This window comes from Collinsella sp. LCP19S3_B6 (assembly GCF_052121815.1).
Classification (GTDB): Bacteria; Actinomycetota; Coriobacteriia; order Coriobacteriales; family Coriobacteriaceae; genus Collinsella.
The window spans coordinates 1-26139 of the sequence record NZ_JBQKDN010000021.1 but is presented as its reverse complement, the minus strand read 5'-3'; the positions used below and the strand labels follow the sequence as shown (position 1 = coordinate 26139).

Genomic DNA, 26139 nt, shown 5'->3' with positions numbered 1-26139 from the left:
CCACGCTATGCGCGAAGCGCGCCATTCTTCTCCTCAGCTTTAATTCCAGAGGACCGAGGACGAAGGGGCCCGACGGGTTTCCCTCTGAATGCATTCCGCAGCACGAAGCCCCCTTATCCGCAGCTCCGAAGGAGCAGGATAAGGGGGCTTCAAGTGCGAGGACGCATTCAGAGGGAAACCCGTCGGGCCCCGGTGAGAGCCACAGGGCTATCGATTACCCCGTGTTCTGCAAACCTGCCGAGACGCCGGTCACAGTCGAAAGAATCAGGCTCATGTACTCGGCCTTCTTCTCCTCGGCCATCTCGTCCTGGTTCATACGCACCTCGCGGAGGGCGCGGACCTGGGCGATGGACAGGGCGTCGACGTAGGGGTTACGCACGCGAACGGCACAGCCGAGCACGCGACGACGCTGCAGCGGCCACTCGTCACCGACGATGGCAAGGACCCACTTACGGGTGAGCTGCATCTCGGTAAAGACCTTCTTGGACAGATCATCGCGGTCGCCCAGATGCAGATACATCTTGGCAATGCGCTGATCGGTCTTAGCAATCGACATCTCGATGTTATCGATAAAGGTGCGGAAGAACGGCCACTCCTGGTAGGCAGCCTTGAGCTGGTCAAGATCGCCCAGCTGCTCGCAGGCGGTGCCCAGGCCGTACCAAGCGGCCAGGTTAATGCGTGCCTGGCTCCAGCTGAAAATCCACGGAATGGTACGCAGGTCGTCGAGCGACTTGGCACCCAAGCCGCGCTTGGCGGGACGCGAGCCAATCGGCAGCAGACCGACCTCGGTCAGCGGCGTCACAGTCGAGAACCACGGTGCAAAGTCCTCGGTGTTCAGCAGGTCCAGATAGCGCTCGTGGCTTGCGGCGTTGAGTTTCTCGGCCATATCCCAGAACTTCTGCGTGGTCTCGGTGTTGGTCTTCTCGACGCTCGGGGCCGACTGCAAAAGCGTTGCGGCGGCAACGGACTCAACATGGCGCTGAGCCAGCGTGCGGTTGCCGTAACGGGCAAAGATGACCTCACCCTGCTCGGTGAGCTTAAAGAAGCAGTTGACCGAACCCTTGGGCTGCGCCAGTACGGCCTTGTTGGCCGGGCCGCCACCACGGCCCACGGCGCCGCCGCGACCGTGCATGAGCACCAGGTCGATATCGTTCTTCTCGGCCCACTTGGCGATGCGCTCCTGCGCGGAGTGCAGCGCAAGCATGGCCGTGGTAGGACCGGCATCCTTGGAGGAGTCGGAGTAGCCCAGCATAACCTCCATGCGGCGGTTGGTCTGGGCAAGACGCTTCTGCACCACGGGCAGCGTAAGCATCTGGTCGAGCACGTCGACGCAGCCCTCGAGGTCCTCGAGCTGCTCGAACAGCGGGATCACGTCGAGCTCGGGAACGTCCTCCTCGTGTGCGAAGGACAGGTGGGCCAGCTCAAAGACGTCGGCCACATGCTGGGCACTCTTGGTAAACGAGATGATGTAGCGGTGTGCCATCTTCTTACCGTAGCGCTTTTGGATGGAGCCGATAGCGCGGAAGGTGTCGATGACCTCGCGCGTCATGGGCTGCAGGTCGCCATGGATACCGTTTTCGTGGATATCCTTGAGGGCGCGGGCATGCACCACGGAGTGCTGACGGAACTCCATCTCGACCATATGGAAGCCGAAGGACTCGACCTGCCAGATGATGGTCTGCACCGGGCCGTAGGCGGCACGGACGGCACCGCAGGCAGCCAGCGAACGCTGAACGACGCGCAGGTCATCCAGGAACTCGTCGGCGCTGTGATACATGGTGTCGGTGATACGGCGTACGGTGGCGTTCAGACGGTCGGCCATGACGAGCATGACGGCGCGATGCGGCTCGTGCTCGGAGATAATCTCGGCGCGGGCCGTGTAATGGGCACTCATCTCGACCTGATGGTTCCACAGGTTGATGAGCTCGGCAGACGGCTTGCTGTAGGTGGCCTCGAGCGTGAGGTTGCGGCCGATGCGGCGGCACTTGTCCTCGAGCTTGAGCACCATGTGGGTGAAGTACTTGGCGGCGACCTCACGGCTCACCTTGGCGGTGACGTTGGGGTTACCGTCGCGGTCGGAACCGATCCAGCTGCCGGGATGGAAGAACGCCGGGCACAGCGGCGGCACGGTACCGGCCTTGTCACCCAGCACCCAGTCGTCAAAGCGACGATAGATGACGGGGATGACGTCGAACAGCGTGTTATCGAAAATGTCGATGATGGTATCGGCTTCCTCGACCGGCGTGGGCTTCTTGAGCGCGATGGGGCTCGTACGCACCAGGGCGTCAATCTCCTGCAGCATATGGCGCTCGTTCTCCACCAGGTCGGAGCCGCCCAGACGCGGACGCTCCTCCAGCAGGTTAGAGATACGGCGAATCTTGCCCTCGACGGCCTTGCGACGGGCCTCGGTGGGATGCGCGGTAAAGACGGGATGGAACTCAAGCTTGCCGAGCAGCTCGTTGGCGCCCTCGACACCCATCTCATCCACCAGCTGGTGATAGGCGACGGTGAGTTCGTTGGCGGGATCGACCTCGGTATCGGTCGATGCGCCGGCCTCACGCTCGCGCAGCTGCTTCACACGGTAGTTCTCCTCCGACAGGTTTGCCAGATGGAAGAAGCTCGTAAAGGCACGGACGATAACCTGCTGCTTATCGAGCGGCAGGCTGTCGATCAAATCGACGACCTCGCGAAACGCCACAGCAGTGGGCTCGTCGGCGGTGGGCACGCCCTGCTCGTCGACGGCCTCGTCGGCGGCACGGCTACCGGGGTTGCCGGCATTGGCCACGATCTCGGCCGACAGAATCTTGTCGAACAGGTCCGCGATCTCGGGATCATACTCGCTAAGCACACGGCGCTCCAGGCGCAGGAACAGCGCAAGGTTGTCGCGCAGCTCCTCGGGAATCTCAATCTCGGCGAGACGCTCCCTGGACTCGGCATTCGAGCCGATTCGGTTAACGAGGCGGTTGACCACGGCAGCGACGCGCGCCGCGGCTTCGGGTACAGACTGGTTGCTTAGGTTCTCAGCCACGTTTCCTCCCATTCCTCCTTCTATGCACGTAACATGCGGTATTCATTATAGGCACTTGAGAAATACTTTCGACACTGATTGCGCTTTACCACACAAAAGTATTTTCTGCATTGCAAGGCTTTTTGCCCCAAATGGTCGTATTTCTCGGTGGGCGGCATATGCAAACGGGGACATTCCGCATAAATGCGAAACACCCCCGTAACAATCGTTCGCCGCGAGCGGGACGCGTTAGCGGACCCGCAGCTCAAAATGATGCGCTACAGGCGCTCTCGAACCGCCTCGACCACGTTGGCCAGATCGACCAGCACCTCGTCATGGCCCTGCATGTCGCGCACCTTGACCTTGCCGGCGGCAAGCTCGTCGCCGCCCAAGACCAAAATGAGCTTGGCGCCCACCTTGTCGGCCTGCTTAAACTGAGCCTTGAGCGAACGACCCTGATAGTCTGCCTCGGTCACGATGCCTGCGGCGCGAAGCTTCTGCGTAATGGCAAAAACGTTCTGACGCAGTTCCCTGCCGGCGTTGGCAACGTAGACACACGGAGCCTCATCGGCGCCCAGGTCGCTGCCAAAGGCCTGCAGGGCCAGCAGGGCGCGCTCAAAACCGACGGCGAAGCCGACACCGGCCGTGGGCTTGCCGCCCTCGAGCTCGACCAGGCCGTCGTAGCGGCCGCCGCCACCGATGGAGCCGACGCCGGCGCCGGGGGCCTCGACCTCAAAGACGGTACGGGTGTAGTAGTCCAGGCCGCGCACCAGGGTGGGATCCTCGACATACTCGATGCCGGCGGCATCCAGATAGCGCTTGACCTGCTCGTAGTGCTCGCGGCACTCGTCGCACAGGTTGTCACCCATCAGCGGGGCCTCGGCCATGATCTCGCGGCAATGGTCGTTCTTGCAGTCGAAGGCGCGCAGCGGGTTGAGCTCGGCGCGCTCGCGGCACTCATCGCACATCTCGTCGGCGTGATCGAGAATGAACTGCTTGACCTGCTCGCGATAGGCCGGACGGCACTGGGCATCACCCATCGAGTTAATGAGCAGACGGAGCTTGGAAAGATCGAAGCCCAGACGCTTGTAGAACTCCATGAGCATAATGATGCACTCGGCGTCCGCAGCCGGATCGGGAGCACCGAGCCACTCGATACCCACCTGATGGAACTGACGCAGGCGGCCCTTCTGGGGGCGCTCGCCGCGGAACATGGCCTCGGCATAGTAGGCCTTAAACGGCGTGGAGCCCTGGGGCACCAGGTTGTTCTCCACGACGGCGCGCACCACGCCGGCAGTGCCCTCGGGACGAAGCGCCAAGCGCTGTTTGGGCTTGAGCTTGGCATCGGTGCCCTCGGTAAAGACACGTTCCAGGTTGGCGCCGCTAAACACGCGGAACATCTCCTTGCGCACGACATCGGTCGACTGGCCGATGCCGTGGACAAACACGTCCACCTGCTCGATCGCGGGCGTCTCGATGGGCTTAAAGCCAAACGGCTCGAACACGCCGGCAGCGATCCGCTGCATCTTTTGCCAGGCGCGCATCTCGGCGCCGATAAGGTCGCGGGTTCCCTCCGCCTTCTGTGCCTGCATGGGCAAACACCTTTCTTTTAGTATCGCGTCATAGGTAGTGGTCATTATACGGCACAAAAACAAAACGCGGCGACGCGTCTGACCGAACGAGGGTATGGGGGCTCGTTCGGCCAGACGTGCCGCCGCTGCAGCCGATCCGCTTTCCTCCGCCCCCTTCGAATCACACGATCTGTTGGGGACAGAGGAAAACGGATCATTTTGTATACCCGTGGCCGCCTTGGAAACCGAATGATGGTACGAGCATCCATTCGGCTTCCAAGGCGGCCACGGACAGAACACGGGGCGAACAGAAAAGAGCGACGGACATCTATTCCCCCGCCACGCTCGCACGCAGCTTAGCGGCGATGGGCTCGGATGCCAGCAGGAATACGAGCATGACCACAGAACACACCAGGCACACGATCCAGGTGCTCGCAAAGGAGCCCGTGGCATCGAACAGCACGCCCGAGACAATGGCACCCACGGTGCCGCCGACCATCTCGAGCGAGGTAATGGTGCCCGTGACCTTGCCCAGATCGGCCATGCCAAACTGCTTGGACGCGGCGATAGTGGGCGTGATGGTGCCCATGCACGTTCCGACACCAAAGCTCACGGCAGCCACGATGGGACCAAGATCGGTCGCGGGGAAGCACAGGGCGACGCAGGCGATAATGCACGCAACGGATCCCAACACGTTGCCAAAACGTAGGCCAAAGCGATCGTAAATGACGCCGAGCGAAATCTTGGCGATAACGACGGTGACCATATAGGCCGAAAGCACAGTGCCCGCCCACACGGGGTCGTGACCGCCCGTGACAATCTTGGCGCCGTTGACGGTAACGCTCGTCATGTTGGTGACCTGGTTGGGCAAGATGGCACCGTTAACGAGGCCCATAAAGAGAAAGGCGACGACAAGCAGCCAAAACGCCGGGCTCTTCTTGATGCGAGACCAACCGACGTTAACCTCGGGAGCCGTGTGCTCGTCCTTGTCGCCAGCTGTCGAGTCGGACGGATCGCCCGGGTTCTCGCCGAGCGGCTTAAGGCCTATCTCAGAAGGCTTGGTGCGGAAGGAATAGGCCGTGATGGGCAGCGCCGCCACCATGCAGATAGCCGCGAGCACCAGGAAGGCGGAACGCCAGCCAACGCTCACGATAAGCGAGCTCACGGTGGGAGACAGAACAGCGCCTCCAAAGCCCGAGCCCGAAAGTGCTATGGAGATCGCAAGACCTCGCTTGGCCGTAAACCAGTTGGCGGTCACAAGGCTAATGAGCAGGCGGGTCGAGGCGACGGCAAAGCAGCCCGAGACGGCAAAGAGCACGTAGACCTGCCACAGCTCACCGACAAAGCTCATCCCGGCAAGAACGGCAGAGGTGGCGATAACGGTAAGGGAACCCAAGATGCGACCGCTCACTTTGTCGGCAACATGGCCAATGACAAGCGAGCCGACAACGCTCACCACGGTTGAGATGGCGTTGGAGATGTTGTACTGAGCAAGGGAAATGCCCAAGTCGCTCACGATAAGCGGCTGAAACAGGCTCATGCAGTTAACGAAAATCGTGTAACACGTGGCCATGATGACAAAGCCGGAGGCCACGACGAGCCAACCGGGGAAGAATTTATGCTGCTGGGACATGGATTACTCCTTGTGGTCGGCGATATAGCCCAGGGCGACCGCCGCATAAGCCGCGGCACCGAGCGGCAACTCGGCATCGCTAAAGCGTGCCTTGGGATGGTGCTGGGCAAAGTGCTCGTCCGTATCGGTCACAGCCGCACCGAGCGTAAAGTACGCGCTCGGTATCTCGCTCGAGATAAGCGCAAAGTCCTCGCTCGCCATGGCATGGAACAGCGGCAGGAAGGCGGCCTTGGGCAACGTCGCACCCACATAGCCAAGCGAAGCCTGGGTCATATCGTCATCGAGCACGAGCGGGGGAACATCCGAGAGCGTCTCGATAGTCGCCGGCGTACGATAAGTCGTGGCAACGCCTTTGATGACCTCCGCGATGCGGGTCTTGAGGTGCTCCATGAGCTCAACGTCAAAGCCGCGCAATGTTCCCTCGAGCACGCAGGTGTCGGGAATCACATTGGCCGCTTGGCCACCGGCAAACTTACCCACGGTGAGCGCGACCTCCTTGGCCGCCGGCACCTCGCGAGCGATAAGCTCCTGGAGCGCCAGGTGCACATGCACGCCTGCCGTGATGGGGTCGATGCAGATCTCGGGGCTCGAACCGTGGCCGCCCTTGCCCTGCAGCGTGATGCGGAAACCGTACACGCCCGAAAGCGCCGGGCTGCCGTAGAGCACCAGGCCAAGCGGCGACTGGCTGTTGACATGCATGGCAAAAGCCGCCTGAGGACGCGGGTTCTCGAGCAAGCCGTCGGCGATGGCAGCACGTGCCCCCTCAAAGGTCTCCTCGCCCGGCTGGAACAACAGCTTGACGGTGGCATTGGCGTCGACAAGCGCGGCCTCGCGAGCCTTGAGCAGGCGCGCCGCACCAAGCAGCGCCGTCGCGTGCATATCATGACCGCAAGCATGCATGCAGCCATTGGTAGATGCAAAGGGCTCGCCGGATTCCTCGACAACGGGCAGGGCATCCATGTCGCCGCGCAGCATAACGACCGTACCGGCCTGTTCGTCCGTGCAGACGCCATTGCCCTGGGCCGCGGCGGCACCGGCACCGACAAGGCCCACAACGCAGGAACCATCGACGAGCGTGGAAAATGGGATGTCCATCTCGTTCAGGCGCGCTTGGATATACGCAGAGGTCTGTGGGAGGTCGTTACCGAGTTCGGGCATCCGATGCAGATCGTGACGCCATGCGGCAAGCTCATCGGCAAAAGCCTGAGCCTCTTTGACCAGACCGTCGCCAATGGCGGCTTGCGCCGCCGCTGAGGTCTGAAGCGCTGGTTGTGGTTGGAAATCGGACAGAGCTGGTGCCATAGATGCCCTCCAGTAAAGTTTTAGCAGCAAGCACTTTCATACTCTAAAGTGCAAGGCAAAACTTTAAAGGCGACGCATAAAAAACGCCGCCCCAGAGGGACGGCGCAACAGATTGTTTACAAACGCGCTCGCGGCTTTTTACGCAAAAAGCCAAAGTGCGTCTCGCTCAAGATAATCGACAGGAAGATGAGCGCAAAGCCGGCAAGCAAACGCGAGGTGAGCACCTCCCCCATCAGCAGCACCGAGAATAGCACGCCCGATGGCGACTCCATCGAAAGCAGTAGTGAGCCCGTCGAGGCCGGGACATGCGCCAAACCCACGTTTTGGATGAGCAAACCCACGCATGTGCAGCCCACCGAGAGAAATGCCATCACGCCAATAAAGCTCGGCGTCCACACGGATAAAGGCGCCTGGGTCTCGAACGGCAGCGAAGAGATCAGGCACAGCACACCGTTGCCCGCAAACATCCAAAACGTGATGACGTTGATGTCCATCTTGCGACCGTACTTAGCGGCCACCGCCATCTGGATGGCAAAGAAGACCGCGCCGCCCAGCGTAATAACATCGCCGGCATTGAACTCGACGCTATCAAGCGCCACCAAGCCAATGCCCGCCAGACACAGCAACGCGGCGCCCAAGTTGTAACGGGTAAGTTTTTCGCCGCTTAGGACATAGCTCGCAAACGGAACCAAGATGCAGTACGTGCCCGTCAAAAACGCGCTTTTGCCTGCTGTGGTCTGCGCCAGGCCAATCGTCTGCAAACCGTAGGCACCCCACATGAGCGCGCCCATGCCAAGTCCAACAATCAGATTTCGAGCGTTGAAATGGGCAACAATGCGCTTGTGGAAGACGGCAAGCATGACCAGCGACGCCGGAAGAAAGCGAATGTAGAGCAGCTCGAACACCGGAATGGTATCGAGCGCGTCCTTCATGGTGGTAAAGGAATAGCCCCAGATGACCGCTATCGAAAGCAGCAAGACCTTCCAGAACAGCGGCGAGCGCGCGCCGGCACCGCGAGAGGCACCGCCGGCACCCAGGTCTTCGCGGGCTACAGGGCTATCGGGCATATTTTCGATTTCAATAACGGCATGATGGGCCATAGGGCATCCTCGCGCTCGGTCTGGGCGTGGTGTCCGCACGCGCGCGACCGCATGCCGCCTCATGGTCATATAAAAACGGGACGCGCCGGACCCCCGGCACGCCCCGCAACTGTAGCAACAATCAAGCAGCCCACGCAATTCAGCCCACTAAAGTATCGAACACAAAAGCCTCGATGCTCCGGCAATGTCAGCGTTCACATTGTTGCGCTAGATTAGTTTTGTACTCTCCAGCTTTTCGATAATCCAGTCGTTGGCTTTGATGACCGGACGACGGAAGACCACACCCAGGGCCAGCGACGGAATCAGATAGCTCGCCAGAATACCCAGCTCAACCCAGTACTCCATATGGTAGGCGCCAGCCATGGCGGCATGCATGGCGTTGATGCCATGGGTAAACGGCAGGAACGGATAGATCGCCTGGAACACGGGGCCGGTCATCTCGATGGGGAATGTGCCGCCCGAACCACCGACCTGCATGACCAACAGCACGACAGCGAGCGCCTTGCCGATATCGCCAAACGAAACCGTAAGCGTGTAGACGATATTGGAGAACACGAGACTCGCGATCCAGCCCGCCAACACAAACTGCAGCGGGTTGTCGCACTGGATTCCAAAGAACAAGATATCGCCGGCGCACACGAGCGTCGCCTGCAGCAAGGCCAAGCCGCCAAAGAACAAGTAGCGGCCCAAATAGATCTCGTGCAGGCGTACGGGGATGAGCTCGTTGATAAGCTCATCGTCGACCGAGACCTTCATCATGGCTGCCAGCACAATCGAACCCACCCACAGCGACAGAATCGTATAGAACGGCGCCATGGCCGAACCGTAGTTGCGGATCGGATAGACCGGCTTGCGGTCGAGCGCGACGGGGCCGGAAAGCGACACGGCCAAACCCTCGGGATCGTTGCCGATCATCGTCTTAATCGTCGCAAGGTCATCCGACATCAAGGCACCGTCGAGCTCGTCCTTAAACGCGCCGATCTTGTCCGACGCCTCGCCCAGCTGATCGGAAACCTTGTTGACCAGCTTTGCAGCCTTGGAGAGGCCCTTTGCCAGCGAACCGGATGCGTCGGTCAGGCCGTCTACGGCGCTATCCAGATCGCCCGAGATACCATCGAGCGAGTCTAGAATGCCCGAGACGGTCTTCTTGAGCTCCTTGGCCTTAACCGAGAACGTGGAATCGTAATCGGATTTGGCGCCCGCAATGCCGGCCTTGGCATCGGCGATGGCCTGATCGACCTCGGCACGCGTGCTGTTGACCTCTGCCATGCTGTCAGAAAGGGACTTAGCAGTTGCCGTCAGGTCCTTGGCGTTGTTGCGATACTCCACCGCGATCCTGCCCAGCGATGTTGCTACAGACTTAAGGCTCTCCTGGAGCTTTTCGTCACTGACCTGCTCGGCAAAGCCGCGGAGCTGGTCGGCCGTGGCGTCGATATCGTCGGCACGTGTATTGAGCGCCGCCGCGGCATCGTTGAGCTGGGACACCGTAAGGTCCACATGCTGGTTTGCGGTGTCGAACGCCTTCGCGAGCTCGGCAGACACATTGTCGAACGAGCCCGCGCTTCCGTCAATCGCCGCGTCAACGGCATCGTTGGCGGCCTTGAGCGCTTCCTTGGAATCATTGATGCCGCTCTTGGCGTGTTCCATCAACTGCTTGGTCGACTCATCGACGGTACCCGTCTGTTGGAGCATACCGCTCGCCGACGTCAGCGAATCGGACGTGGAGCTCAAAATGCCCGCAAGCGACGTTGCGCTGGCCTGAACGCCCTGCAGGTCCTGGACCGAATCGCCGAGCGTCGAGGACAGGTTGGCGATAAAGTTGCTGACCTGGTCGGTGCTCATGTAATCGAGCAGGCTGGACACCGTCTTAAGACCGATGCTCGTAATGGTCTCGGTAAAAGTTTCGTTAACCTGGCTTTGAACGGCGTTCGAACCCTTCTCGGTCACGATCTGCGCGATGGCGTTGGCCTTCTGGTTCTCGTAAAACTCGATATCGGCGTGCTTCACCTCAGTCGAGAAAAGCGTCATCATGTCGGCGCTAAACGTTTTAGGAATAACGACGGCAGCGTAGTACGCGCCCGACTTAACGCCCTCGATCGCCTTATCGCGGTCGTTGAGGACAACCCAGTCGAAGTTCTCGTTGCCGCGCAGGGTGGCGGTTACGTTTTCGCCCACGTTGACCTCGACGGGAATCAGATCGCTCTCGTAGCCCTCGTCGGTGTTGACCACGGCAATCTTAAGATTGCCGGTGTTGCCGTACGGATCCCAGCTGCCGGCGATGTTAAACCACGCGTACAGACACGGCACGATAATGAGGCCCATCACGACAATCAGGCCGATCACGGAGCGAGACACGTTTTGGACATCGCGCTTAAACAGATGCAGGATGTTCTTCATTTATGCCTCACCTCCTTTGGAGTGCTTGCCAAGCGCGGTGGTATCTCCATCATTTGTGGCTGTGCTGTCGCTGCCCTGAGATTTATGGTGCGATCCTATATGCGGCAAGCGGCCCGCGGACTGATCGCCGCCCTTGGCACCACGCTCGCTGGCGTTGAGGCCAAACATGTGGCGGGCGGCAGGAATGGCGGCCGTGTGTTCGCGCATCTCGCGACGCAAGTCCTCATCCGAAAGCGCCGAGATGCGCATCTGGGTATTGAGGCTCGCGCGGATATATTCGATATTGATAAGCCAGCCGCAGATAGCAATAACCGAGATGATCCAAATGACAAGCAGGATGATCTTGCCGTTATTGTCGATATCGAGAACCGTCGACAGGACAAAGAGCAGGACCTGAACGCCCACCACGGCGGCAAAACCGCCCTTGATGTAGTAGGGGTAACGGTGCTCAAAGGTCACCGCATGGTCGAGCAGTTCGCGACGGTACGAATCAGAATCGAGCATGACACGCATGGCCGTGCGCAGCGAGTAGCGCTGGCGCGGCAGGTCGTTGGACTCGCAAATCATCATACCGGTCGTGGAAAGCTGTTTATCAAAGAGCAGGTTAAGGTTGAGCAGCAGCGGACGCAGCTGCAGGCCGATAAAGAGCGCCACGATCAAGAACACGCCCAGAATGCACAGGTTAAACAGGTAGTTGAACGAATACATGCCGCCGACCGTCTCGCGCAGCAGATTGATGCCGTAGGTAAAGGGCAGCAGCGGATGCAGCCACTGGAAGAAGCCGGGCATCATCTCGATGGGGTACATGCCCGAAGAGCCCGGAATCTGCACAATGACCAGGATGACGCCGATCGCCTTGCCGATATGCTTAAACGTGGTGGACAGCGCATAGATGATATTGACGTAGGTGAACGAAATGGCGATGCCGCCCAGCACGAACAGCAGCGGGCTGACGCACTGCACGCCAATCACCAGATCGCCTACCGTAACGATAATGGCCTGGAACGCGCCCAGGATCACCAGTAGCAGCCAGCGGCCAAAGTAGCCCTGACGCGCGGTAAAGCTGCCGATGCCTTCGCGGTCGACCTCGAGCTTGTAGATAGCGATAAGCACGTAGCCGCCCACCCAAAGCGCCAGATTGGTATAGAAGGGAGCGATGCCCGAGCCAAAGCTCTTGACCGGGAAAATTGACTTGGAAGTCAGCTCTACGGGAGATGCCATAAAGTCTGCCACGTCATTGACGTCGACACCCATCAGTTCAGCCAGCTCGCTCATGGACTCGGAGGTCTGCAGCGCCGCAATGTCGTTGGCGGCGGTTGCGAGCTTGTCCTGGACCTTGGCAAGCGAGGCATCGGTCTGGGACAGCGTGGTCTTGGCCTGACCGAGCGTAGCGTTGAGTTGCGAAAGTGTACCGCGCGCACTTGCAATAGCAGGCGTGAGGCCAGACACGATTCCCGTCAGATCACCCGAGACGGCGGCAAATGAATCAAGCGCGCTCGAGGCCTTCGGCAGCGCGTTTTGACCCAGGTCCGTCTGGGCCTGGCCAAGGTTAGTCGCACCGGTCTGGATTGCGTTATTGATAGCGTCGCTGGCACCCGAGACAGCCGCGGCGTCATTCGCCATGGCGCTCGACTGCGCAGACAGACTATCCTTGATGCTCTGAAGCTTTTCATTCTGCTCGCGGAGCAAATCGATGGTCGATACAATGCGCGCGTCAATTTCCTCGGAGCCTGTCGACGTGTCATTAACGAGAATTTCCAAGTGCCCGATAACGGCCTTATTGTGGTCGATCGTCGCCTGGAGAGACTCAAGCGAGTTGTCGATACGGGTGGTCGTAGATGTGACCGTGCCCGTCAGCTTGCCAATCGCAGCGTTCGCGGAGGCTGACGTCTTGGTGAGCGCAAGGCTGCCTTCCGAGAGCGCCTTGGAGAGCGAGGTGATGGAATTACCCGCCGTGGCGCGCGCCTCGACCAGCAGGTCGTTGCCCTGGGAGATCGCCTGCGTCAGCGACGGCGCCTGACCCTGTAGACCGGCAAGTGCTGCATCTGCCGAGGCAATGGAACCACTCGTCTTATCGATGGCGGCATTCATGTCGCCAATCGAACCACGCACCTCGCCCAAGGTATCGGATGCTTCGGACACCGAACTTGCCAGCGAATCCTGGGTCTGGGTTGCCTTGTCCTTTAAATCGACTCCGGCATCCTTGGCGATACCGGCAACAGTCTCGCCCGCCGTGGAGACAAATTCCGAGTTGATCTGCTCCTCGATGGTGCTTGCACCGGTGTCGGTAACCTTGGGCGCAATAGCGCTCTTCTTCTCATTGACGTAGTACGTAAGCTTGGGCTGATGGTAGTTGCCGTCGAGCATCGAAACCAGGTTATCCGAGAAGTTCTTGGGGATTACGATGGCCGCATAGTACTCACCGCTCTCGACGCCCTCTTTGGCATCGGCCGCCGAATCGACGAAGGTCCAGCCCAGCCGATCGTTCTCCTTGAGCTGATCGACGACCTTATCGCCCGCGTTGAGCTCGCCCACCAAGTCGTTTTGGGTGCCCTGATCGTTGTTGGCGATGGCAATCTTGATACCCTGGGTGTTTCCGTACGGATCCCAGTTTGCCACGATGTTGTACCAGGCATACAGCGAGGGAATAACGCACACGCCGAGGGTAACCACCAGGGCGACGGGATTCACAAGCAGTCGCTTAATGTCGCGCTTAAATATCGCAAAGGAGACCTTTGCATCGGATAGTTTGCTGCCGAGACTCACGCTTGGACCATCCATCCTGTCGTTGAATCGAATCGTACTATCGATAACCATTGTACGAAGGCGTTTTAACGTCTCGATGCACAATGGTATTGAGTTTTGCGGGTAGCAATATACTACGAAGATGAGTTAACGTACAGTTGTACAGTATCTTAAATTTCAGCAGGTCACAAAACCACAACCCGCACAAATTAGCAATCCGATTAGTCGTTAGGAACGTTCTTAAACGACCAGTCAAACAAGAACGTCCCCAATGACTAGTTTGGACCACGGTAACGTCGATGTTTTGGCAATGCCAGCGAGCGGGCACCAGAGCGAACAAATTGGCATGAAAAGAGGACGGCATAGACCTTCTGGTCATGCCGTCCTCTTTGAATGACAAGTTGTCGCTCTGGTGCCCGCGCAGCGTCGACCGGTCCGCCGTTCGTTAGAACGGCGGAACTGAGGGCAGCGTCGAGCCGTTCCGCCGTTCGGCAGAACGGCGGAACCAATTACATAAGCTCGCAGACAGCCGCCGCGAAGGCAACGGGGTCCTCGGGCAAAATACCCTCGACGAGCAGGGCCTGGTCATAGAGCAGGCCGGAGTACTGCTTGATCTTGTCGGCGTCGCCCGCCTTCTGAGCAGCGACGAGCTTGGCAAAGACCGGGTGCTTGGCGTTGAGCTCGAGCACACGCTGGCTCTTGGGCATACCGTCGGGCGCACCCTCGGGACCCTTCTGAAGTACCTTCTCCATCTCGAGCGAAAGCGGACCCTCGGTGGTGATGCACGCGGGAGCATCGGTCAGGCGCGCAGAGACAGCGACCTTCTCGACCTTGTCATCGAGTGCCTCCTTCATGGCGCTAAAGAGGTCCTCGTTCTCCTTAGTGGCGTCCTCGGCCTCCTTCTTCTCGTCCTCGGTCGCCAGGTCAAGATCGCCGGTAGCGACATTCTTGAGCTCCAGGTGACGATCTTCGACCTCGGGCTCGGCACCGTCGGCAACGGCCTTCTCGGCAGCCTCGCGGGCAGCGTCGTCCTCGTAGATCTTGGGCATATCGACGGCAACGTACTCACGCATAGCCTGGAACGTGAACTCATCCACATCCTGCGTCAGCAGCAGCACGTCATAGCCGCGGTCGAGTACGCCCTTTACCACGGGCATCTTGGTCAAGCGCTCACGCGAGTCGCCGGCGGCGTAGTAGATGGCCTTCTGATCTTCGGGCATGCCCTTGGCATACTCGGCCAGAGTAATCATCTTCTGCTCCTTGGCAGACCAGAACAGCAGCAGATCGGCGAGCTCATCGGCCTTCATGCCATAGCTCGAATAGATGCCGTACTTAAGGCCACGGCCAAAGTTCTCAAAGAACTTCTCGTAGGCCTCGCGGTCGTTGTCACGCATATCCTCAAGGTCGGCGGTAATCTTCTTTTCCACACGCTTGGCGATGGCCTTGAGCTGACGGTTCTGCTGCAGCGTCTCGCGCGAGATGTTGAGCGACACGTCGGCGGAATCCACGACGCCGCGGACAAAGTTATAGTAGTCGGGAAGCAGGTCGTCGCACTTCTCCATGATCAGGACGTTGGAGCTGTAGAGCGCCAGGCCCTTCTCGTAGTCCTTGCTGTACAAATCGAACGGCGCGCGGCCCGGCACAAACAGCAGGGCGTCGTACTCGAGCGTACCCTCGGCGTGGAAGCTGATGGTGCGCGCAGGATCGTCAAAGTCGTGGAACGTAGACTTGTAGAACTCGTCATAGTCCTTCTGCTCAACATCGGAGCTGCGCTTCTTCCAGATCGGCGTCATGGAGTTAACGGTCTCGAGCTCCTGGTAGTCCTCGTACTCGGGCTTGTAATCCTCCGGCGCGTCCTCGGGCTTGGGTTTCTGGCGGCTCTTGGAGACCATCATTTGGATCGGGTAGCGCACATAGTTGCTGTACTGCTGAATCAGGCTCTTGAGGCCCCACTCGGTCAGGAAGCGATCGTAGGTCTCGGCCTCGCCATCGGCGTCGAGCTTCTCGTTCTCGCGCAGCGTCAGGATGACATCGGTGCCGTGCTCGGCGCGCTCGCCGTCCTCGATGGTATAGCCCTCAAGACCGTCGGATTCCCACACATGGGCGACATCCTCGCCATAAGCGCGGCTGACCACCTTCACGTGGCTGGCGACCATAAAGGCCGAGTAGAAGCCCACGCCAAACTGACCGATGATGTCGACATCCGAACCCTGCTGCTCGGCGTTCTCGGTCTTAAACTCCTCGGAGCCGGAATGGGCGATGGTGCCCAGGTTGCGCTCGAGCTCCTCGGCGGTCATGCCAATGCCGTTATCCGAGATGGTAATGGTGCGGGCGTCTTTATCAAAGGAGACGCGAATAGCCAGGTCGCCCTGGTCGAGCTTGACGCTCGGATCCTGCAGGCTCTTAAAGTTGAGCTTGTCGACGGCGTCGCTCGCGTTAGAAATAAGCTCGCGCAGGAAGATTTCCTTGTTGGTGTAGATGGAGTTGATCATGAGGTCGAGCAACTTTTTGCTCTCGGTCTTAAATTGACGCATGTGCAGTCCTTTCGCGCTACCCCCGTCCGCAAAAACAGCCCGGTTACCCGAGCCGTATCGCAGACCTGCTATGTTCAGACTTAGATTTTATAACCCATTAGCGCGCATATATACATGCGGAATCGAAAAACTGTATGTCCGAGCACTCCGATGCGCCAATTGCCGAGGAGTGTCCCCAACTGTCGACAGAAAAGGAACGTCCCTATCTGCCATCTACGCGCTTGGCCATCCAGGCATGGGGCTGGCCCTCGTCTTCGTAGTCAACCGGGGCAATTTGTGTGTAGCCAGCCTTTTCATAGAGCGGCAACACGTATTCCTGCGCGTGCAGCTTAATTAGTCTAGCGCCAGCATCGCGTGCGCATGTATCGCTGGCCTCGACGATCGCGCTTGCCAATCCGCGACGACGCATAGCCGGCAGCACGGCGACGCGCCCCATAATGTAGGTCTCCCCCGCGGCGACGCCTTCGTCCAAGTCGCACGCCGGTGGCACCGGAGCCTCCGCATCTGCCGCGCGCTCCAGCTCCTCGGGAAACACGCGCGAGCAGCCGGTGAGTTGGCCATCCACATACAGCGTCACATGGATGCAGCCCGGGTCCTCGTCAATCTGGTCAAACTCGTTTTCATAGCCTTGTTCGTCCATAAAAACGGCGCGGCGCACCAGCGCCGCGTCCTCAAAGCAACCTGTCTTAAGTTGGATATCCAAGGCGGCCCCTTTATCGGTGTTCTTCGCCTTAGCCATGCCTATTTACCACCTTTCATAGCCGGAATTCGGCCAACAACGGGAATACCCAGGAGCTCTTCTGCCTCTTCGGCACCGCAGATACGCATGTTGAGTATATCTGCCAAAACAACGTAGGCAATTGCGATAAAGACGCCGGCAAGGAACGCAACGGCAACATACAGCAAGCGCTTGGGGCCGCTCGGAGACTCAGGGGTCTTGGCTTCATCGACCACGTTAATGCTCTGGGCGGCGCCAACATTCTGGGCGACCGTGCTTACCGAGTTGGCCATTGCCCTTGCAACCTTGGCCGTCTCCTTGGCATCGGTACCCGTCACCGAAAGCGTAGTGACGCGCGTCGTAGTCTCGGACGAAACGGCAATCTTGTAATCATCCAATCGGAAAGGCCCAGATCCTTGGCGGCACCGCTCTTAACGCTATCGCTGTCGAGCAGCGTGGCGATATCGTTGGAAAGCATCTGGCTCGCCGAAAGGTCGTTATAGCTCATCTGACCGCCGTCGGTCTTAGCGAGAATGTACATGCTCGTCGTGGCGGTGTAGGTATTGTCCATCATGGCAAAGGACGCGATACCCATGACGATCGCACAGACCACCGGAAGGGTAATGACCAGCTTGAGATGCTTTTTAAGCAGCTGGAACAATTCGAGAAGGGCCATGCAGCGTGCCTTTCAGTTCCCGAGTTCGTATTGACAAAACTGTCCATTTGTTATCGCATCTTTTTCCCATGTCCAAACTCTATACATAAGCTACAGCGCTTATAACAATCTTGCGCAACAATAACGCCGCACCGGCAACCCCGATGCGGCGTTTACATCAAGGCCAGCGGCCAAGCGCTATGCAAACGGCTCTTTCTGCTGTGCGGGAAACGTCACCGTGATGGTTGTCCCCACTCCCGGCTCACTCGACAGGTCGATATTGGCATGATGGTACAGAGCGGCGTGTTTGACGATCGCCAAACCCAGGCCGGTTCCGCCACGCGCCTTAGAACGACTCTTGTCCACGCGATAAAAACGCTCGAACACTTTACCCTGCTCCTCGGGCGCAATACCGATACCCGTATCGGCAACAGACAGGTACGGATGACCCTCGTCATTGGTCCCGCAGCGCAGCGTGACCGTACCGCCAGGTCGGTTGTAGCGAATGGCGTTGCTTGCAAGGTTGTAGATCAGCTCGTCAATCAGGCGCGGCACGCCTTCGATCACCATGGGCTTCGTCTCGTGCCCAATGGTCACATTCGACTGCCGGGCAACTTGCTCAAGACGCTGTTCCACCGTCAAAATGGCGCGAGAGAGCTCGATGGGTTCTGTGGACCCAATGGGCACCGCCTCGCCCTCGGATGCTCGCTCCGCCTCGTCCAAGTTGGAAAGCGTAAGAATGTCGTTGACGAGCGCTGCCAGGCGGCCCGCCTCGCGATAGATGCGGCCACCAAAGTTGCGCAAGTCGTCCTCGCCCTCAACCATGCCGTTTGCAATAAGCTCGGCATAGCCCGAAATCGCGGTAAGCGGGGTCTTGAGCTCATGGGTGATATTGGCCGTGAACTCGCGGCGCATTCGGTCGTTGTCCGCTAGCACCGCCATTTGGCGCTTGAGTTCCTGGCGCTGCGACTCGATACGCTCAAGCATGGGGACCATCTCGGCATAGGCGTGCTCATAGCTACGGCGTGGGTGGTCCAAATCCACCTCTTGCAACGGCGCGATGATTGCACGGGACTCGCGGCGCGCCATAAAAAACGAGAGCATTGCACCCGCTGCTGCGATAAGCAGCATCGGCGCCACCATCGACAGCAAAATCGCCGCAACGCCAGGCTGGGCTTGCGCCAAGCGGACAACCTGGCCGTTATCAAGGGCGACGGCGCGATACAGCATAATCTCGTCGAGCGTAGAGCTTGCGCGCTCCGCGGAACCCAAACCACTCTCAAAGGCCTCGATGACCTCGGGGCGATCGCCATGGTTGGGCAGTGAGGAAGGCGACGCCTCGTTGTCGTAGGCAACCGATCCATCCTTGTTAATCAGCGTGATGCGCAAGTCCTCGCGATCGAGGCTACGCAAGAACGGGATGGGCTCCTGCTGTTCGTCGAGGGCGGCAGCAATGAGCTCGGTTTCCTGCGCCAGATTGGCACTCGTGGCATCCGCCAAGGTGTTTTGCACAAAGAACGCACCCAGCACCGTAAACGCCACGATAACCGCCATGGCGCAAACAAAGATCGTCACAAAAACGCGGTGCGACAGCGTATGTTTTCCCTGGGGGGTGAAGACCACGGGTTACTCCTCCGATGCGGTGGCCGCGGTGTCGTCACCTTCGGCACCGTCACCGGCAGAAGGCTCGGCCAAGCGGTAGCCCACGCCGCGCACGGTCTCGATGGCACTGGCATGCTCGCCCAGTTTTTGGCGAAGCGTCTGCACGTGCACGTCAACGGTGCGCGAACCGCCGTCGAAATCCCAACCCCACACGCTCTGCAGCAACGACTCACGGGTAAAGACCACGCCGGGCTTGCGCATGAGGTACTCGAGCAGGTCGAACTCACGCAGGGTGAGCTTAAGCGGCTCGCCGGCAACGGTCACCTCGCGATGGCTGGGCGAAAGCACGATATCGCCCACGCTGAGCACATCGCTCGCCTGCTTGACCATGCCGCCGCGACGCAGCAGTGCGCGGCAGCGGCTCGCAAGCTCCATGAGCGAAAACGGCTTAGTCAGATAATCGTCGGCACCGCCATCGAGCGCCATCACCTTGTCGAGCTCGGTATCCTTGGCGGTAAGCATCATGATGGGCACCGTCTCCGTCAGGCGATCGGCACGCAGGCGACGCATAATCGCCAAGCCATCGGTATCGGGCAGCATGATATCGAGCAGCACGGCATCGGGCACCCGTCGCGCCACGGCAGCCTTAAACTCACCGTCGCACGAAAAGCCTTCGGCCTCGATCCCCTGCTTGCGCAGTGCATAGACCGTCAAATCCCTGATGTTGTCATCGTCCTCGACGTAATAGATCATGTTGAACCCCTTTGCGGCCGGCATAACCGCATCTTAATCCTAAAGGTACCTTTACTAGATGGTATCAGCCAAAACGTCCCGTCAAATAATCCGCCGTACGCGAGTCAGTAGGATTTTTGAAAAGCTGAGCGGTGGGCGCGTGCTCCACCAACTCACCTAGCAAGAAAAACGCGACGGAATCGGATATGCGCGCCGCCTGCTGCATATTGTGTGTAACGACCACGAGCGCGCAGGTCTCTTTGAGCTCGCAGGCCAGCTGCTCCACCACGAGCGTCGACACGGGGTCGAGCGCCGAGGTCGGCTCGTCCATCAGCAGAATATCGGGCCGCACGGCAAGCGCACGGGCGATGCACAAACGTTGCTGCTGTCCGCCCGAAAGCCCCAGACCAGGCTCCTTGAGTTTGTCCTTGACTTCGTCCCACAGGGCAGCGCGGCGCAGGGAATCCTCGACCAGCTCATCCAGCACGGCGCGATCGCGCACGCCCATGCCGCGGGGGCCGTAGGCGACGTTGTCGTAGATGCTCATGGGAAACGGGTTGGGGCGCTGGAACACCATGCCCACGCGCTGGCGAAGGCGGCAGATGTCGTAATCGCCCAGGATATCTTGACCATCGAGCGCAATCTTGCCCTCGATGCGGCAGTCCTTGATGCCATCGTTCATGCGGTTAAAGCAACGCAGCAACGTCGACTTGCCGCAGCCCGAAGGACCGATAAACGAGGTAATCTGCTTGTCGCGGATCTTGATGGACACATCCTTAAGCGCGTGGTGATCGCCATAGAACAGGTCGAGGCCCTCGACATCGATGCGCGTCGGCGAGGCGGCAAGGTCCTCTGCCGTGGGGCGAGTCGCATCCCCAACTTCGCGCTCATGCGCGGCCTCGGCCTGCGCTTCCATTAGCTCCTCGAGCTCCGTGGGCCCCACAGCCGCAGCAGCCGTCATACCGCATACCTCCACATCGATATCAAATCAGCAGTATCGATAGTAAAAATCGCAGCTCATATATGCGTGAGGGTATTGTCAAGTATTTGTAAGGACCTCCTCGATACGCGACGGGCAATCATATCGACCGTGCACACCCAAGCGTCCGCTCAGACACGAAGATAAACCGCACGCGCCAAACCCCAAGCGACACAGCCGGTAAACGATATACTCTAGAGCCAAAGGAGACCATCCCGTCGAAAGCGAAATCAGTGAAGCATCTCGCCCCTCTTGTAAAGCGTTCCGCGCAGCTGGCCGTTGGCCTTGCCTGCGCCGTCGCCCTTGTCGCCGGCATTCCGTCCGTCGCCGGCGCCCAAGTGCTCACGACCGATAACATCTGCGGCAAAGCCGCCGATGCACGCGGCATTGCAGCCGAAGACCTGCCCGATATCGATGCCTCCAATGCGTTTGTCATGGGTAAAAACGGCACCGTCTACTATGCCCGTAGCGCCGACGAGCAAGTCAAAATCGCCTCGATCACCAAGGTCATGACTGCAATCCTCGCGGTCGAGAACTGCAAAATAGACGAGAAAATCACCGTGAGCAACGCGGCGGCAACCGTAGGCAACTCGACCGCGGGACTCCTCGAAGGCGACGAGCTCACCGTCGAGCAAGCGCTGCGCGGCCTGATGATCCCCTCGGGCAACGACGCCGCCATCGCGCTTGCCGAACACGTGGGCAAAAAACTTGACCCTAAGACCAAAGATGCCGTCGCTACGTTTGTAAAAGCCATGAACGAGCGGGCCAAGAAGCTCGGCTGCACGGGAACGCTCTTCGAGAACCCGCACGGGCTGGATTTTGACGAATGGGCCGGCGATATGCATTCAACCGCACACGATGTGGCATTGATGATGCAAGAGGCCATGAAGGACGACACGATTCGCGAAGTCATAGCGAGCAAAGATCCCTGGATCGAAGTGACGGGCGCCGACGGCTCCGATCATTCGCATTCCATGGATACGCACAATGTTTTATTGGGCCAAGACGGCAATATCGGCGGTAAGACCGGCACCACCGACGATGCCGGATACTGCTTTGCAAGCGCCTACAATCGCGATGGCGACGAGATCTATACCGTTGTCTTGAACTCCAGCACCACCGACCAGCGTTTTGCCGATACGGCCACACTTGCTAGCTGGTATTACGACCACAAGGTAACGGTCGATATCGCCAATACGCAAAAGAAGACCGCCAACGGAAATCCGCTGATGGCACGTGTCAGCCAAACCGACTGGACAGACAAAACGATCGACGCCACGCTTGCCGACCCCACCGCGCAGGCAACGGTGTTCTCACTCGCCGGCGAAGTGACCGAAAAGGTTAGCTACGATGACCTTTCGGGCACGGTGCATGTTGGCGATAAGGTGGGCAGCGTTACGCTTAAGCAGGACGGCACCAAGATTGCCGTCATGGACCTGGTTGCCGACGAGGAAGGAACGGGGCCCAATCCCATCGAGTGGCTGCTCGTGAAGCTCGACCGCCTGGGCCGCTGCATCGACAACCGCCCGCTCACAGCCGAGAGCGAGACCGTAGCCAAGGCTCCTGAGGTGTAGGGCCAAAGCGATATCACATCGAACCAAATGAGGCGTCCAACGGGGCGCCTCATTTTTGAGGGTTCGAATCCCCAGCTAACGTTCTCCATACCAAAAAGGGCCCCTTACGGAGCCCTTTTTCAAATTCGTACTGGCGGAGAGCTGGGGATGTCCGGGCATGCTACGCATGCCCTCCGGCTTCAAAGCCTGGCGGCTTTTCGCCCACGGGCTACAAACGCTTTCGCGTTTGCTTAACGCCCGTGCCCTCTCGGGTTCGAATCCCCAGTTAACATTCTTCTAATCAAAAAAGGGCCCCAAATGGGACCCTTCTTTCAAGTCATACTGGCGGAGAGCTGGGGATTCGAACCCCAGATGCCCTTTTGGGGCATACTCGCTTAGCAGGCGAGCACCTTCGGCCTCTCGGTCAGCTCTCCGTAACAGCCGTTCCATAGTAACCAAACACTCGAATCCGGGCAAGGGGAAATTTTGATAATTGGCCGGCAGGCTTTCCTCCCCCATAAATCAAACCCCTATCCCAACGAGCGGCTGAGGGAGCCGAGCTCATCGTTTCCCATCGTACGCCACATTTGGAAGATGCAGACGCGTGCCAGGAAAAAGAAACCGTTATCGACCAGCTGCACAGCAGCGTCTGCCAGCTGGTTGGACACGGCGGGCACCGGCGGCAGTTCGAGCCCGGCCTTACTGATGGTCTCAACCGCTTCCTCGAACGTCGGTGGCTCATTGACACCCATCTCGTTCATAAGGCCCTGCATTTCCTCCAGTGCGTTGCTACCCGACTCCTCGCCGCGCGGTACCAAGCGGTAGCACGCCAACGCCAGCTCGAGCTGATCGCAGTTCCAGTAGGCAAACGCTAGGCGATAGAACAGGTAGCCGATTGAGGAACGGTCACTGGCAATGCGCAGGCCGTGGCGCGCCACCTCAATGACCTCGTCATAGCGCTCCAGACGCGCCAGCACGTTGATGAGTGCAAAGTGTGATTGCATGGATGAGCGCGCCAGATCGTAAAGATGACGCACCTCGGGCAATGCCCGCTCAAAATCCTCCTGATCGGCGTAAAAGCTGCAAATCTCATGCTGGGCAAAGTACAGAGCATCGGGAGCGCGCAAAATACGAACGGAGCGGTCTTCCTCCATTACCGGCAGCACCATACGCACCAGTTGGTTGTCGCAGAACAGCGTCTGGACCGGTCCTGTCGCCAAAAGCTCGGCAACGGCGCACTTGGCCTCCAGCTCCTCAACAAGACGGGAAAAGCCCTCAAACGCACCCGCGCGGTCGACTTTTGCCCGCTCGCGCAACTCAGCGACGCGCGCCACATACGGGTCATCGCCCTCCTCCATAACCTCAAGCTCATCAGCCGTATCGGCAAGCAGCAGGTCGCGCAACGCCGGCGGCAGCGAACGGTGGTCGTCACGCGGGCGAGCATGAACCTCAGCGGGCTCAATCGCATCCGGCGCGTCCGACTCATATGCCTCAAGCATGCGCTTGCACGGCATATCATCCATATCCATACTTTCAAAATTCTTAGCGGCGGGAACGCAATTGGCCAGATAGGCCGCACGCCCAAAGGAATATGTTGCAATGATGCGCTCGCCCTGCTCGCCATCGGGAGCCGCAATCTGAACGTAGCAGCGCGTAATGCGAGCGCCCGAAGCAAAGCAAGCCGCTGCGAGTGTAAGCGCAATGCGCGCATCGTGCTCGGTGGCCCATGCTGCGCGCTTAGGCTCATCCACCTCGCGCCAGGCATCATCTTGAGCATCGTATTCGCGCTGCGGCAAAGCATCGACAACCGTGCGGCCAAATCGAACCAGCATGATGCCCTCGGCGACGTTCGCTCGATAGATGTAGTCGAGCCGCGTGACCACGTTGAGTGCCTCTACGATACGTGCAAAGCGGGTGCGAACGTCCCACTCGCCACCCGGCTGGCACGCAACCGTCCCCGGTTTGGCCCACGGGTTGTCATTCGACAGCGTTTCGAGCAGGCGAGGAACGTCGTTTGTCGTCTTGCTGATATGCCATAGATCAAAGAGCGAGCAGCCCTCAAAGCTTGGCGACGAGGCAACGGGGCCCAACCCTGCCCCAATACGCTCAAGGATGCCGGAGAGGCGGTTAAGACGACACTCGATAGCAAGCAGCATGTCAATCTCGTCTTGGTCCAGCAGGCTACGATCAAAATTGAGATAGAACAGCTTTGAGCGGTCGATACGCGCTAGGCCCATCTCGGACTTGGCAGCGATGGTGCGCAGTCGGGGCAAATCGACCTCGCTCATAAGGGCGGCGGCATAACGCTCGATACCGCTCGGATTATCGGCATGGTCAACGCGGTAGAGTAGCGTCTCGATAGCATCGGGGAGCGGTGCCGTGTTAAAGCCCAAAAACACCTCGACCGGCTCGGGCAACTTTACGAGTTTGATCTTGTTGGCGGTGTTTTTTATACCCTCATCGAGCTCGTCGGCAGGTACCGTGTTCGCAAGGACGTTTTTGGGGTCGGCAAATATCACGTAGCGCAAGAACATCGAGGCCATGAACTCGCCATAAGGGAGAGCACGGCTCGAATTCCATGTCTCGTGGTCGGACTGCTCACGCATGGGCCCTTTGGGAGAGCCGACCGTTCGCGCGCAAGCGCGCATTGCGCCGTTGGCTCCCCGCACCAAAATCTCGCCAACACTGGAATCGGACTCGTCAAGGACCAATTTCATGTCGGGGTTCTTGGGCAATGGCACTTTCTGAACAGGGCCGTCAACCTTATAGACCTCACCTGACACGCTCACGTAGCCCAAAAGCGATATGTGGCTTTTGCCTACGAATTCGACGACGTAGCAAGACTCTTTAGGATCCTCGCCAAAAACTTTCCAGACAACACCATACGAGCGCCCCGCGGGTTGCTCTGGCATCGATGGAAAACGCTTTTTGGGGTCGAGAAACCTGAACTTGTATGTCGGACGCTCTGCCACGAAATATCACCCTGATCGGTCGTCTAGCAAAGGAGTGGTCGCGGATGGACCGCGACATCTACTCGGAATCTTACACGAGTCGATAAGAAATAGTCTCCCGCGGGCGGAGGCGCACGATTCCAGTCGAATGTCTGGGGTCGAATGGCGGCGTAAAAGAAAAGCCCCCGTCGCCGGAGGCTTTAAGCTCAATTGGTGCGGCGTATAGGATTCCGCGCATCCGCTTCGCGGATCCGCACCGGCTTCGCCCGCCTGCCGGCGCGCTCGCCCGCTCGCTAAAAACGCTCCGCGTTTTCTTTACGCTCGCGCCTCGACCGAGGTTCGAATCCGTGCATGGCTTCCAAAAAAGAAAAGCCCCCGTTGCCGGGAGCTTTAAAGTCAATTGGTGCGGCGTATAGGATTCCGCGCATCCGCTTCGCGGATCCGCACCGGCTTCGCCCGCCTGCCGGCGCGCTCGCCCGCTCGCTAAAAACGCTTCGCGTTTTCTTTACGCTCGCGCCTCGACCGAGGTTCGAATCCATGCATGGCTTCCAAGACGATATGAGAAAGCCATTTGGGTCGCCTCCCCCGCGGCGCAGCTTCTTTTCGCGGGCTCGGGATGCCACAATGGGCTTTGAGTATCGGCCCGTGCGGTAGCCCTTA

General features: G+C 59.2%; 16 protein-coding genes and 1 tRNA gene. 1 reads left to right on the top strand and 16 read right to left on the bottom strand.

The features are described from left to right. Window positions 1–214: 214 nt before the first annotated feature. The 14 genes from ACTQWD_RS07660 to pstB all read right to left on the bottom strand — a co-directional run bounded on the left by ACTQWD_RS07660 (window position 215) and on the right by pstB (window position 20957). Window positions 215–3028, bottom strand: coding sequence for a phosphoenolpyruvate carboxylase (locus tag ACTQWD_RS07660; RefSeq protein ID WP_441042505.1), 2814 nt, complete (start codon window positions 3026–3028; stop codon window positions 215–217). A gap of 257 nt (window positions 3029–3285) precedes the next feature. Beyond that, a complete protein-coding gene (hisS, locus tag ACTQWD_RS07655; RefSeq protein WP_441559664.1) occupies window positions 3286–4599 on the bottom strand; it encodes a histidine--tRNA ligase in 1314 nt (437 codons plus the stop codon). A 307-nt stretch (window positions 4600–4906) separates the two neighbouring features. Then, window positions 4907–6211: an MFS transporter gene (locus tag ACTQWD_RS07650; protein WP_441559663.1), complete on the bottom strand. Its 1305-nt coding sequence runs from the start codon at window positions 6209–6211 to the stop codon at window positions 4907–4909. A gap of 3 nt (window positions 6212–6214) precedes the next feature. Then, window positions 6215–7513 carry a M20 family metallopeptidase gene (locus ACTQWD_RS07645; protein ID WP_441559662.1) on the bottom strand — a complete coding sequence of 433 codons (1299 nt, stop codon included), beginning with the start codon at window positions 7511–7513 and terminating at the stop codon, window positions 6215–6217. Window positions 7514–7629: 116 nt separating this feature from the next. Next, entirely contained in the window at window positions 7630–8613 is a 984-nt protein-coding gene (locus ACTQWD_RS07640; RefSeq protein WP_154517687.1) for a DMT family transporter, read from the bottom strand. Window positions 8614–8820: 207 nt separating this feature from the next. Next, window positions 8821–11010, bottom strand: a complete 2190-nt coding sequence (locus tag ACTQWD_RS07635) for a YhgE/Pip family protein (RefSeq protein WP_441042485.1) — start codon at window positions 11008–11010, stop codon at window positions 8821–8823. Beyond that, complete coding sequence (locus ACTQWD_RS07630) at window positions 11011–13776, bottom strand: YhgE/Pip family protein (RefSeq protein ID WP_441559661.1); 2766 nt, start codon at window positions 13774–13776, stop codon at window positions 11011–11013. Between the two features lie 488 nt (window positions 13777–14264). Beyond that, entirely contained in the window at window positions 14265–16289 is a 2025-nt protein-coding gene (htpG, locus tag ACTQWD_RS07625) for a molecular chaperone HtpG (RefSeq protein ID WP_441559660.1), read from the bottom strand. Between the two features lie 202 nt (window positions 16290–16491). Then, the gene (locus ACTQWD_RS07620) at window positions 16492–17028 is read right to left on the bottom strand and encodes a GNAT family N-acetyltransferase (RefSeq protein WP_427794314.1); all 537 of its coding nucleotides are present in this window, start codon (window positions 17026–17028) and stop codon (window positions 16492–16494) included. 2 nt (window positions 17029–17030) lie between these two features. Next, window positions 17031–17405, bottom strand: a complete 375-nt coding sequence (locus ACTQWD_RS07615; protein ID WP_441559659.1) for a YveK family protein — start codon at window positions 17403–17405, stop codon at window positions 17031–17033. Next, window positions 17342–17683, bottom strand: a complete 342-nt coding sequence (locus ACTQWD_RS07610) for a Wzz/FepE/Etk N-terminal domain-containing protein (RefSeq protein ID WP_441559658.1) — start codon at window positions 17681–17683, stop codon at window positions 17342–17344. Before ACTQWD_RS07610 ends, ACTQWD_RS07615 begins: the two co-directional genes overlap by 64 nt. A 177-nt stretch (window positions 17684–17860) precedes the next feature. Then, a complete protein-coding gene (locus tag ACTQWD_RS07605) occupies window positions 17861–19285 on the bottom strand; it encodes a sensor histidine kinase (RefSeq protein ID WP_441541218.1) in 1425 nt (474 codons plus the stop codon). Between the two features lie 3 nt (window positions 19286–19288). Next, window positions 19289–20017, bottom strand: a complete 729-nt coding sequence (locus ACTQWD_RS07600) for a response regulator transcription factor (protein WP_154517679.1) — start codon at window positions 20015–20017, stop codon at window positions 19289–19291. A gap of 64 nt (window positions 20018–20081) precedes the next feature. Then, a complete protein-coding gene (pstB, locus tag ACTQWD_RS07595) occupies window positions 20082–20957 on the bottom strand; it encodes a phosphate ABC transporter ATP-binding protein PstB (protein WP_441559657.1) in 876 nt (291 codons plus the stop codon). A gap of 251 nt (window positions 20958–21208) precedes the next feature. Here pstB and ACTQWD_RS07590 point away from each other — a divergent pair, with 251 nt between their 5' ends. Further along, window positions 21209–22549: a D-alanyl-D-alanine carboxypeptidase family protein gene (locus ACTQWD_RS07590; protein ID WP_441559656.1), complete on the top strand. Its 1341-nt coding sequence runs from the start codon at window positions 21209–21211 to the stop codon at window positions 22547–22549. 322 nt (window positions 22550–22871) lie between these two features. Here ACTQWD_RS07590 and ACTQWD_RS07585 read toward each other — a convergent pair. Then, window positions 22872–22962, bottom strand: a tRNA-Ser gene (locus tag ACTQWD_RS07585). 96 nt (window positions 22963–23058) lie between these two features. Next, entirely contained in the window at window positions 23059–25440 is a 2382-nt protein-coding gene (locus tag ACTQWD_RS07580; protein WP_441559655.1) for a tetratricopeptide repeat protein, read from the bottom strand. Between the last annotated feature and the right edge of the window lie 699 nt (window positions 25441–26139).

What these genes read in the sequence shown, in the direction of transcription:
- ACTQWD_RS07640 (WP_154517687.1), bottom strand. Translation starts at nt 8,613, where the DNA reads ATGGCCCATCATGCCGTTATTGAAATCGAAAATATGCCCGATAGCCCT.
- ACTQWD_RS07600 (WP_154517679.1), bottom strand. Translation starts at nt 20,017, where the DNA reads ATGATCTATTACGTCGAGGACGATGACAACATCAGGGATTTGACGGTC.
- hisS (WP_441559664.1), bottom strand. Translation starts at nt 4,599, where the DNA reads ATGCAGGCACAGAAGGCGGAGGGAACCCGCGACCTTATCGGCGCCGAG.
- htpG (WP_441559660.1), bottom strand. Translation starts at nt 16,289, where the DNA reads ATGCGTCAATTTAAGACCGAGAGCAAAAAGTTGCTCGACCTCATGATC.
- ACTQWD_RS07620 (WP_427794314.1), bottom strand. Translation starts at nt 17,028, where the DNA reads ATGGCTAAGGCGAAGAACACCGATAAAGGGGCCGCCTTGGATATCCAA.
- ACTQWD_RS07645 (WP_441559662.1), bottom strand. Translation starts at nt 7,513, where the DNA reads ATGGCACCAGCTCTGTCCGATTTCCAACCACAACCAGCGCTTCAGACC.
- ACTQWD_RS07650 (WP_441559663.1), bottom strand. Translation starts at nt 6,211, where the DNA reads ATGTCCCAGCAGCATAAATTCTTCCCCGGTTGGCTCGTCGTGGCCTCC.
- ACTQWD_RS07610 (WP_441559658.1), bottom strand. Translation starts at nt 17,683, where the DNA reads ATGGCCCTTCTCGAATTGTTCCAGCTGCTTAAAAAGCATCTCAAGCTG.
- pstB (WP_441559657.1), bottom strand. Translation starts at nt 20,957, where the DNA reads ATGACGGCTGCTGCGGCTGTGGGGCCCACGGAGCTCGAGGAGCTAATG.
- ACTQWD_RS07635 (WP_441042485.1), bottom strand. Translation starts at nt 11,010, where the DNA reads ATGAAGAACATCCTGCATCTGTTTAAGCGCGATGTCCAAAACGTGTCT.
- ACTQWD_RS07580 (WP_441559655.1), bottom strand. Translation starts at nt 25,440, where the DNA reads ATGCCAGAGCAACCCGCGGGGCGCTCGTATGGTGTTGTCTGGAAAGTT.